General features: G+C 68.3%; 8 protein-coding genes. 1 reads left to right on the plus strand and 7 read right to left on the minus strand.

Going from position 1 to position 9,449, the window contains the following annotated elements; genetic code table 11:
• Positions 1 to 1,028: 1,028 nt before the first annotated feature.
• The 5 genes from JNN06_RS12720 to JNN06_RS12740 form a co-directional block, all read right to left on the minus strand.
• Entirely contained in the window at positions 1,029 to 1,556 is a 528-nt protein-coding gene (locus tag JNN06_RS12720) for a GNAT family N-acetyltransferase (protein ID WP_291239965.1), read from the minus strand.
• Between the two features lie 1,008 nt (positions 1,557 to 2,564).
• Positions 2,565 to 2,972 carry a PaaI family thioesterase gene (locus JNN06_RS12725; protein ID WP_291239966.1) on the minus strand — a complete coding sequence of 136 codons (408 nt, stop codon included), beginning with the start codon at positions 2,970 to 2,972 and terminating at the stop codon, positions 2,565 to 2,567.
• Positions 2,973 to 3,181: 209 nt separating this feature from the next.
• A complete protein-coding gene (locus tag JNN06_RS12730; RefSeq protein ID WP_291239967.1) occupies positions 3,182 to 3,583 on the minus strand; it encodes a DUF4150 domain-containing protein in 402 nt (133 codons plus the stop codon).
• On the minus strand, positions 3,584 to 4,597 hold the full coding sequence (locus JNN06_RS12735; protein WP_291239968.1) for a DUF2169 domain-containing protein: 1,014 nt from the start codon (positions 4,595 to 4,597) through the stop codon (positions 3,584 to 3,586). It abuts the gene before it with no gap.
• 298 nt (positions 4,598 to 4,895) lie between these two features.
• The gene (locus tag JNN06_RS12740; protein ID WP_291239969.1) at positions 4,896 to 7,289 is read right to left on the minus strand and encodes a ligase-associated DNA damage response DEXH box helicase; all 2,394 of its coding nucleotides are present in this window, start codon (positions 7,287 to 7,289) and stop codon (positions 4,896 to 4,898) included.
• Positions 7,290 to 7,415: 126 nt separating this feature from the next.
• Between JNN06_RS12740 and JNN06_RS12745 the strand changes: the two genes are divergently transcribed.
• Positions 7,416 to 7,733, plus strand: a complete 318-nt coding sequence (locus JNN06_RS12745) for a hypothetical protein (protein WP_291239970.1) — start codon at positions 7,416 to 7,418, stop codon at positions 7,731 to 7,733.
• 109 nt (positions 7,734 to 7,842) lie between these two features.
• On the opposite strand, the gene JNN06_RS12750 is transcribed toward JNN06_RS12745, so the two are convergent.
• Both JNN06_RS12750 and JNN06_RS12755 read right to left on the minus strand, forming a co-directional pair.
• The gene (locus tag JNN06_RS12750) at positions 7,843 to 8,151 is read right to left on the minus strand and encodes a hypothetical protein (RefSeq protein ID WP_291239971.1); all 309 of its coding nucleotides are present in this window, start codon (positions 8,149 to 8,151) and stop codon (positions 7,843 to 7,845) included.
• Between the two features lie 197 nt (positions 8,152 to 8,348).
• A partial coding sequence (locus JNN06_RS12755; RefSeq protein WP_291239972.1) for a Hint domain-containing protein occupies positions 8,349 to 9,449 on the minus strand: 1,101 nt, incomplete at its 5' end.

Consider the following 9,449-nt stretch of genomic DNA (forward strand, 5'->3'; position numbering starts at 1 on the left):
GGCGGGCGCTGGCCGGTGGCTTCGGGCCACCGGCCCGATGTGGGAACGGTGCCGCATGACCGAGGCGATGGCCTCGGCCAAGTGGGGGCGGAAAAAGGAAACGCAGCGCGTTTTCCCGGCCCTGTGGGATCCTCACGGCAAACCCGGATCACCCCAAGACCGAGCGGCCCTCCCCCGCCCGGGGGGTGCGAAGCGCCCGCCGCCCGGAGGGCGGGCGCTGGCCGGTGGCTTCGGGCCACCGGCCCGAACTCGCAAACGTTTCAACATGACCTCGGCAATGGCCTCGGCCAAGTGGGGGCGGATCAAGAAATCGCGTCGCATTTTCCCGACCCTATAGGAACAGAGAGGCGAGACCGTTTCGGCCTATGACCGAGCGGCCACCGCCCGCCCCCATAGGCCGGGCAGCTCACCCGGTGGCTTCGGGCCAGCTGCCCAAACCCGGAGCCCTGTCAACATGACTCGGCAAACTGGGCCGGACACTGGAAACGCAGCGCGTTTCTCCGGCCCTGTGGGAACGGTAACGGAAGACCCTCTCAGCCCATGACCGAGAGGCCATCGCCCGCCCGGCGGGTGCGATAGCACCCGCCCCCGGCAGGGCGGGCGCTGGCCGGTGGCTTCGGGCCACCGGCCCGAACTCGCAAACGGTTCAACATGACCTCGGCAATGGCCTCGGCCAAATCCGGGGCCGGAAACAGGAAACGCGGCGGGTTTCCCCGGCCCTGTGGGAACCTCGCGGCAAAACCGGATCACCCCAAGACCGAGAGGCCAACGCCCGCCCGGCGGGTGCAAAGCGCCGTTCGGCAGGCTTACGCGGCCCTATCAGGGGCCACGGTCCTGCCTCACCCCGGAGGCCGGGCAGCTCGCCCGGTGGCTTCGGGCCACCGGCCCGAACTCGCAAACGGTTCAACATGACCTCGGCAATAGCCTCGGCCATTCGGGCGCACATAAGCGCCTCGCATATGCCCCGCTGTTCTGCGGTGCGCGGCAGCGTGGGGGCTTGGCCTTGGCGGCAGGGGCCTCGGGCGGTCTTATCGCGCGGGGTGTGCGTTTGTGGTCTGGCCGGAGGTGTCAAGGGGCAGGGCTTTGCGGAAGGTGATCTTGTCATCCCCCTCGGCCCAGAAATCGCGGATGCGGGCCTCCTGGTGGTAGCCGCAGGCCTCATAGAAGCTGCGGGTGGGCGCGAAAGCGGCGGTGCCGGACGTATCCACGATCAGCAGCCGGGCGCCCTTGGCCCGCAGCCGCTCCTCCAGCGCGCCGACCAGACGCGCCCCAAGGCCAGAGCGCTGCGCCGATGCCGCCACCCCGAGGGCGAGCATGTTCCAGGTGCCCTCGGTCAGGGCCTCGGCCCGGGCATAGCAAAAGCCGGTGGCGCGGCCATCCCGCAGCACGGTGAGCCAAAGCGCATCGGCCTCGCCTGCAAGGCAGGGCGCCATCAGCTCGGGCAGCATCTCGGCGGGGAACAGCGCGATACTGTCCAGCACCGCGCGCAGCTGGGGGATGTGGTCCGCGTGACCGTCCAGAATTTCAAGATGGGCCAAGGGGGAGCCTTTCCGCACCCCACGGGATGCGGAGCTGCGGCATGTTCCGACAGACACCGCCGCGCTGCAACCTGATTTTTCCGGGGTGGCGGGGGGCGTCGATGGGGTTCCGGGGCGGGAGCGGCCCCGGCGAAAGGGACGCCCCGGGCCAGCCCGATCATCGGAGTTCCGAGCGGCTGCGCTGCGCCGCGATCCGATTTGGGGCGGCAGAGGTTCCCGTCAACGCGGCTTTGAGGCGGGAGGGCCCTGGGACCGCAGGCTTCTGGCGCCCGTCATCGGGCTTGTGACAGGCCCCCACAGGTGCCGCTGCGGCGCTGTTCCTTTCCAAACGGGGGGCAGGGGGAGAGTGCTGGCGGTGCCAGACCTCAGGGGGGCGGGTTGGGGCGAACGCTTCATCGTGGACGGAGCAAGTCACAAAAGGCGCCACATTGCGGCAGGGTGGTTTTTGGCGAGGGCAGGGCGGGCCGCGTGCCCCTGCTGCGCACAAACGGGGCGCTGGTGCGTTGGCGGGGGAACGACGCCCATCATCGGAACGGCGGTCGGCCGCGCGGAGGGGGCACTCACCGATGAGGGAGAAGGCACAGGAGCGTTTCGGCGGGGAAGGCCTCAAGGAAACGCCGAGATCATCGGGAACGGGTCAAGTTACAACAGGCCCGCGATGCGGCAGCGTGGTTTGGCGGGGGTCAGGGTAGGCTGCGTTAACCCGCTGCCGGGCGCTGACTCGCTTGGTGGTGGCGGGAGGCATGTCCATCATCGGGGCGGCGGCAGGGTCCGACGGATGCTGCGGGCTGTGACGGGACTTTGGGCGGGTGAAGGGGGGGCACTCAGCGATGTGGGGGGGGGGGCGACGTTGGGCGGCGGCATCTGGGGCGGCACTGGGATCAGCGGGGTGGCGGGGAAGTTCTGACAGGGGATGCGGGCCGAAGCCGGATTTTGGGCGGGCGGCGGTGCGGTGTTTTCACGCTGCAAACTGGGACAACTTTGGCGCGGGAAGGTGGCAGGCGATCGGGCCTTGGCCGGGCGGCGTCAGGGAAGCACGCCGATCATGGTGGCTTGCAGCAAGGCGATGCAGGTTTCCTCGCCATCTTGCAGGGCAAAGACCTCGGCGCGGCAGACGGTGAGGCGGCGGCCGGATTTGGCCACCTCGCCGCGCGCGATCAGGCGCTGGCCGATACAGGGGGCGAGAAGGTTGATCTTGGCCTCGGCGGTCATCACCTCGCTGCCTTCGGGCATCAGGGTCAGGGCGGCATAGCCGGCGGCGCTGTCGGCCAGGGCGAAGGTGAGGCCGGCATGGCCCGCGCCGTGCTGTTGCAAGGCCAGCGGCAGGATGGGCGCGGTGAGGGTGACGCGGCCCGGCGCGATCTCGACCAGGGCCGCGCCGAAGGTGGCCATCAGGCTTTGGCGGGCAAAGCTGTCGCGGATGCGCTGGTCCATGGTTTGTCCTCGCAGACTTTTGGGGCAGGCTCATCAGGGCGCCTCTGCCGAGCGGGCGCTTCCGGGCAGGCACTACAGGCCAGAGTGGCCGGGGCGGCCGCGCGGCTCAAGCCCGGTGGGCCGTGACGCTGCGTCAGCCGGACGGGCGCGAGTTTTCGTCGAAAACTCGGGCGCCCTTTCCGCCGGGCGCGCCGGCAGCCGGACGCGGCTCACTCGAAATAGATCAGCCGCCCCACCGTATTGCCCGGTCCGTCGGGGCCGTTGCAGTTCATGTCATAGAGATTGTCGTTCTGGATCAGCTCGGCCCCGCCGACAAAGACGGTGTTCTTTTTGGAGATCGGGCGGCACCAGCCCTTGTTGCAGCCCGATTTCACCCCGCCTTTGGTGCCGGGCTCGTCGCCGGTCACCTTGTTGGTGCGGCTGTTCATGGTGAAGGCCTTCATCCCGGTCATCCGGGTGTTGCCTTCGGTCTTTTCCGACCAGTCCAGCTGCGAGACGATCATATAGGGAATGGGCACCACCGAATTGCCCACCGGGGTCAGGCAGACATCGGGGGCGAGGCAGATGATCTTGGCATTCTTGCCGCTGTGGCGGGCTGCGGATTGGCTCATCTATCCCTCCAGGGGGTTGGCGACCACTTCGGCCGTGGCAAAGCGATGCGGCGCGGGGATGCGGGCGCGCCAGATCAGCGTGGCGCTGTGCCCGCGCGGGTCGGCATCGCGCAGGTCCAGCGCGACGGTATCCAGCGTCATCGCCAGACGCGCCCCGCCCATCCCTGCCTCCGCCTCGCCCGCCAGCTCCAGCGCGCAGCCCGCGCCGGGCAGGCGCAGGGCCACCGGCTCGGCCCGCGCCGAGATGCCGGTGACCGTGATCTCCTCATCCCCGCGCAGCGGCGGGTCAAGCTGCAAGGGGCCGGGCGCGATGTTCCAGAAGCGCAGCGAGTAATCCTGCGGCATGCGCGGGTGACGCTCGCGCAGCCAGCTTTCGTCAAAGCTGCCCGCCTGGGCGCGGCGCGGCAGCCAGGCCTTGGCGATCGGGCCAAAGCCCTGCACCGTCATCTGGGCCAGCGGGTCGGAGACCATGAACTCGGCCAGGGTGCCGATCTGCGGCACCGGGATGGGTTGGCCCAGAGCCAGACGCTCGGGCGTGACGAGGCCCAGCCCGGCCGGGTTGAGGCCATGCACCTGCTCCTGGCCCTCGGGCCCCGGCGCGCGCCCGCCAAAGGCCAGCGCATAGGTGAGGGGCACCTCTGTCACCGGCTGCGGCGGGCTGCGGCGCCAGAGCCGGTCGGCGCCCGGCTGCCAGACCGAAGGGCCGCGCACCTGAAAGCCGTAATGCAGCCGCCCCGGCACCGTGATGCTGACCGGCCAATCGGCCAGCGCTTGCCCGCCCGGCGCCCGGGCCGTGGCGGCCAGCGTCAGATCGGTGCCGATCTTGCCCGGCGCAATGTCCTGTTCGCCCAGCAGCACGCCAAAGGCCGGGTCATCCGCGAAGCGATCCTCGAATTCAAGCGGCGGGGCGGGCTCGGCGCGCAGCCAGACGCCATCTTCGGCGCGCGAGAACCGCGCCTTGGCCAGGACGATGCCGATTTCGGTGTCGTCTTGATCCCAATGCTTGAAAAACAAGGGGCTGAGCGGCAAATGGCTGAAAACCTGCAACGGGAGACCTCTGGCGGAACAGGCACAGCCTGCCATGATCCGGCGCAGACGACAATCGCTGTTGCCGCTGTCACGATGAAGCGCTTGTGAAACGCCATTCTTGGTCCGACATCAACTCTCCTTGGTAGGCCCATAGGCCGACCTTCTGGCAGGAGAAGTTTCGCGCTCAGCGTCGAACGACCGCTTCCGGGCGCGCGGGCACGCAGCATTGAGCGAGGTTGACCGGCGGCGATGGACCCTTCCCCTCCGCGCACAGCCTGGTCCCTCAGCCCAACCCCGCCTCCTGCATCAGCCGGAGGGCGGCGGCTTCGGCGAGGCGCTCGCGGGCCTCGCCTTGCACGGGGATTTTGCCGGGTTCCAGGAACAGCGGCGCGGCGAGGGGGGTGACTTTTTCCAGCCGGATCAGGTCGATGCGGTCTTGCACGCGGGCGAGGCGGTCTTCGATGCGGGCGAAGTCCACCAGGCCGCGCATGGCCTCTTGCCTCGTGATGCGCAGCATCAGGTGGTCGGGGTCGAAGCGGCGCAGCGTGTCATAGAGAATGTCGGAGGAGAAGGTCGCCTGCCGCCCGGATTTGCGGCGGCCCTGATGGCTGCGCTCGATCAGCCCGGCGATGATCGCTGAAGCGCGAAAAGTGCGTTTCATCACGGCATTGCCCGCAAGCCAGCCCTCCAGCCCTTCGCGCAGCCCCTCGGGGGCGAGGAGGGAGCCGAGGCGGGTGACCGGCTCCAGCCCCCAGATCAGGGTGGCGTAATCGGTGCAGACAAAGCCCAGCGGCGCGAGGCCCGCCTCCTCCATGCGTTTGGTGACCAGAATGCCGAGGGTGGCCTGCGCGTTGCGGCCTGCAAAGCCATACAGGCAGAGATGTTCGCGCCCGTCTTGCGGGAAACTCTCGACCAGCAGCCGGTCGGGCCGGGGCAGGCGCGAGACCTCGCGTTGCAGCGAGAGCCAGCGGGCAGTATGGGCGGGCAGGCCGGGCCAGGCGGGCTGTTGCAAGAGGCGCAGGATGCGGTCTGACAATTGGGTGGAGGTGGCGAATTTGGTGCCGTTGAACACCGCCACTTTCGGGTCGCGGCCGGGGGTGCGGCTGACCTCCACCGTCAGCTCGTTCAACCCCTCATAGCGCACCACCTCGCCGCCGATCAGGAAGGTGTCGCCGGGGGTGAGCGAGGCGGCGAAGCCTTCCTCCACCTCGCCCAGCGGCAGGCCGCCCAGACGGGATTTCAGCCGCACCTTCAGGGTCTCGATGTCGATGATCGTGCCCAAATTCTGCCGGATCACGGCGGCAGAGCGGGGGTCGCGCAGGGTCCATTTGTCATTTCGCAACATCAGGCGCTGCCAGCGGTCATAGGCGCGCAGCGCATAGCCTCCGGTGGCGCAGAACTCCAGACAGGCATCGAAATCGGCGCGGGTCAGGGCGCTGTAGGGGCCTGCGGTGAGAACCTCGGCGTAAAGGGTTTCGGCGTCGAAGGGCCCGGCGCAGGCGGTAGCGAGGATGTGCTGGCACAGCACGTCGAGCGGCCCCGGACCGCGCGGCTCGCCATCGAGATCGCGCGCGCGCACGGCCTCCAGCGCGGCATGGCATTCCACCACCTCCCAGCGGTTCGCGGGCACCAGCAGCGCCTTGGACGGGGCGTTGTAGCGGTGATTGGCGCGGCCAATGCGCTGCACCAGACGTTTCACGTTTTTCGGCGCGCCGACCTGAATGACCAGATCGACATCGCCCCAGTCGATGCCGAGATCCAGCGTGCCGGTGCAGACCACGGCGCGCAGGCTGCCGGCGACCATGGCGGCCTCGACCTTCTCGCGGCTTTCGCGCGCGAGGCTGCCATGGTGGATGGCAATGGGCAGGTTCTCGTCATTGGCGAGCCAGAGGTGATGGTAAAACAGTTCCGCCTGCGCACGGGTGTTGTGGAAGATCAGCGTGGTGCGGTGGCGCCTCACCTCGTCCAGAATGGCGGGGATGGCGTAGCGCCCGCCGCCCCCGGCCCAGGGCGGCGGGGCCTCGGTTTCCAGCATGGAAATATCGGGCTCCGGTCCGGGATCGGCCAGCAAAATCTCGGCGCCGCCGAGAAAGGCGGCCAGCGCGGGCGGGTCTTCCACCGTGGCGGAGAGGCCGACGCGGCGCAGGCCGGGGCTGAGCGTGGCGAGGCGGGCGAGGGAAAGCATGAGCTGGTCGCCGCGCTTGCTTTCGGCAAGGGCGTGGATTTCGTCGATCACCACGCGGTGCAGGCCCGCGAAAATGCGCGGCGCGTCCTCGTAGCTGAGCAGCAGCGCGAGGCTTTCGGGCGTGGTGAGCAGGATATGCGGCGGGTCGGCGCGCTGGCGGCGGCGTTGGGTATAGGTGGTGTCGCCGGTGCGATCCTCGATGCGGATCGGCAGGCCCGCGCCCTCGACCGGGCGGCGCAGGTTGCGGCGGATGTCGGCGGCGAGGGCCTTGAGCGGCGAAATGTAGAGCGTGTGCAAGCCGGGGCGGGGATCGGCGGCGATTTCGGCCAAGGATGGCAGAAATCCGGCAAGCGTCTTGCCGCCGCCGGTGGGGGCGATGAGCAGGGTTGCGGGTTGGCCCGCGCGGTCCAGCATGGCGCGCTGATGCGGGTGCAGCGTCCAGCCTTGGGCGGAGAACCAGTCGGTGAGGGCGAGGGGGAGCGCGCTGTGCATGGGGGAAAGATAGGGGTTTTCGCGGGCGCGGGAAGGGGGGGAGCGGCTACGGTTTTTCCGCGAAGGGCGCGGAGTTTCCCTTCACCACAGCCAGTGCTACGCTGTCCTGCAAGAGGAAGGTGAGGATTGCAGGAGATGGAAGAAACCGGAGCAGGTGGCATTCTGCTTTTGATCGCTGTGATATTTCCGCCGACGGTCAGTCTCCTTGCCGCGGCGGTGACATGGTTTCTGGTCCTGCCGAAATGGACAGGTGCAGCACTTGTTCTATGCCTCGTGTCATGCGCTTTGTTCGCCACCCTAGGGGTTATCGAGCGCGAAACGCTGCTGTGGAGGATCGTCGCTTTCGTGATTTACGTCCTCTATTGGGCGGCGTTGTTGATGATCCCAGTCGCGCTGGCCTTTAGAATAGGCAGTTTGGTCTTTGCTATCGTCAGGCGCAGTTGACCCCCGCCGACCTGTTACCCGACAGGAGGACACAACGGACCTTGCCGGTGCGACGCTTTTGACAGAAGCGCCCTCAGGAAAAAGCCCCGCAGAAGCGGGGCTTTGGGGTTCAGCGGGCGCAATAGGCCTCGGCCTGCTGGCCGAAGGATTTGTAGCGCTCCCAGAAGGCGTCATCGGCGCCGCGCTTGGAGATCCAGACCTCATGCGCCAGATCGGGATCTTTCATCAGCTTGGCGGCCCGGCGCTGGTCGGAGCCGCGCAGGGTCATGTCAGCGACCTGCTGGATGCAGCCACAGACGGCGCGGTTGCCTTTGTCGGCGCGGTTGCAGGCGCGCTCGATCGGGCCGGCCATGGCGGCGCTGGTTGCAAGGGAAAGCACAAGCGCCGAGAGGGCGCCCGCCAGATAAGATTTCTTCATGTCTCTGCCTCTTGCCGGTGGGCGGGGTTTTGCCTCCGCCACTGGTCATTTTCTGGCAGCGATTATGCCGATTCGGGGTGGAAATTTCAATCCGGCTTGGCGCCTCGGCGGGAATTGGCCTAGGGCCGCAGGCTTGGCACGGGCCTGGCGCAGGGCTGGTGGCGGCGGGCGGTTTCCACCACCAGATGCGGTGCGGATCAGGCGGCCAGCAGGCTGACCGCGTTTTTCAGATGCCGTTCCGCCATGTGGCGGCCCTGCCGCCCGCGCACCAGAGGCCGGGCCGGATGCAGGCGGAAACTGTCGCATTGGGCGAGATCGGGAAACAGTTGGAGAATCTCTGCCACCGCCCGCGCGCCCAGCGATTTCAGCGCCACCGGGCCGGGATAAAGGCTCTCGCTCGGGGCGCCATTGGCAAAGACCACCTCATGCCGGTCAAACAGCAGATGCAGGTAGGTCACCGCTTGCGGCGGGGCCAGGGTGATACCGGGCAGGCCGACCAGCTGCACGGCGGCGACCAGCACTTCCTCGGTTTCAAACATGCGGGCGGCAATGCGCGAGCGCACCAGCATGCGGTGCTGCCCCGAGACCATCAGCGGCGTGGCGGGCAGGTTGGGGCCAAGCGCGCCGGGCGCAATGGCAACCGGGCACAGCTGCGGGTCGGCCTCCAGCGCCGGGGCCAGCAGGTCGCGCCGCCCGATCCAGCGCAGCGGCTGCAAGCCGTGATCGGCGGTGCGGACCAGATCGCCCACCCGCAGGCTTTCGACCGGGCGGGGGCCGCTGGCGGTCTCGATCAGCGTTCCGGCGGTGAAACAGGGGATCACCACGTCGAAAATGTCGGGGCGGAAGGAAATGGTCGAGTTCAGCACCGTATTGGACGGGAAGGGCGTGGCCTGATTGATGGTGATGGTTTGCAGCGCGTTGATGCCATCCCAGGTGGGCAGGAATTGCGCATTGGGCCGCAGGAACAGATCGCCATTCGCCATCTGCACGATGGTCGCCACCTGGGTGGAGGTTGCGCCATTGGGCAGGGTAAGGGTGATGTCACCGCGGAAGGTGGTCTGGATGGTCTGGCCGGTGACGGGGCCGGGCGTGGTCGGGCTGTCGAAGCTGAACTGGCTGACAAAGCCGCCCACCGGGTTGAAGGGCGCGGTGAAGACCTGCGCGCCGCCGCTGGCGACCGTGCTGCCGGTGACCGCGACCGGCGCGATGCGGGCGGGGCCGGTGACGGAATAGCCGCTCATCCCGGCGGCATTCAGTTGCGCTTGCGTGACGTTGGTTGCGGGCGTGGCGTCGATGCG

The organism is Gemmobacter sp., from assembly GCF_016792925.1.
Lineage (GTDB): Bacteria > Pseudomonadota > Alphaproteobacteria > Rhodobacterales > Rhodobacteraceae > Gemmobacter.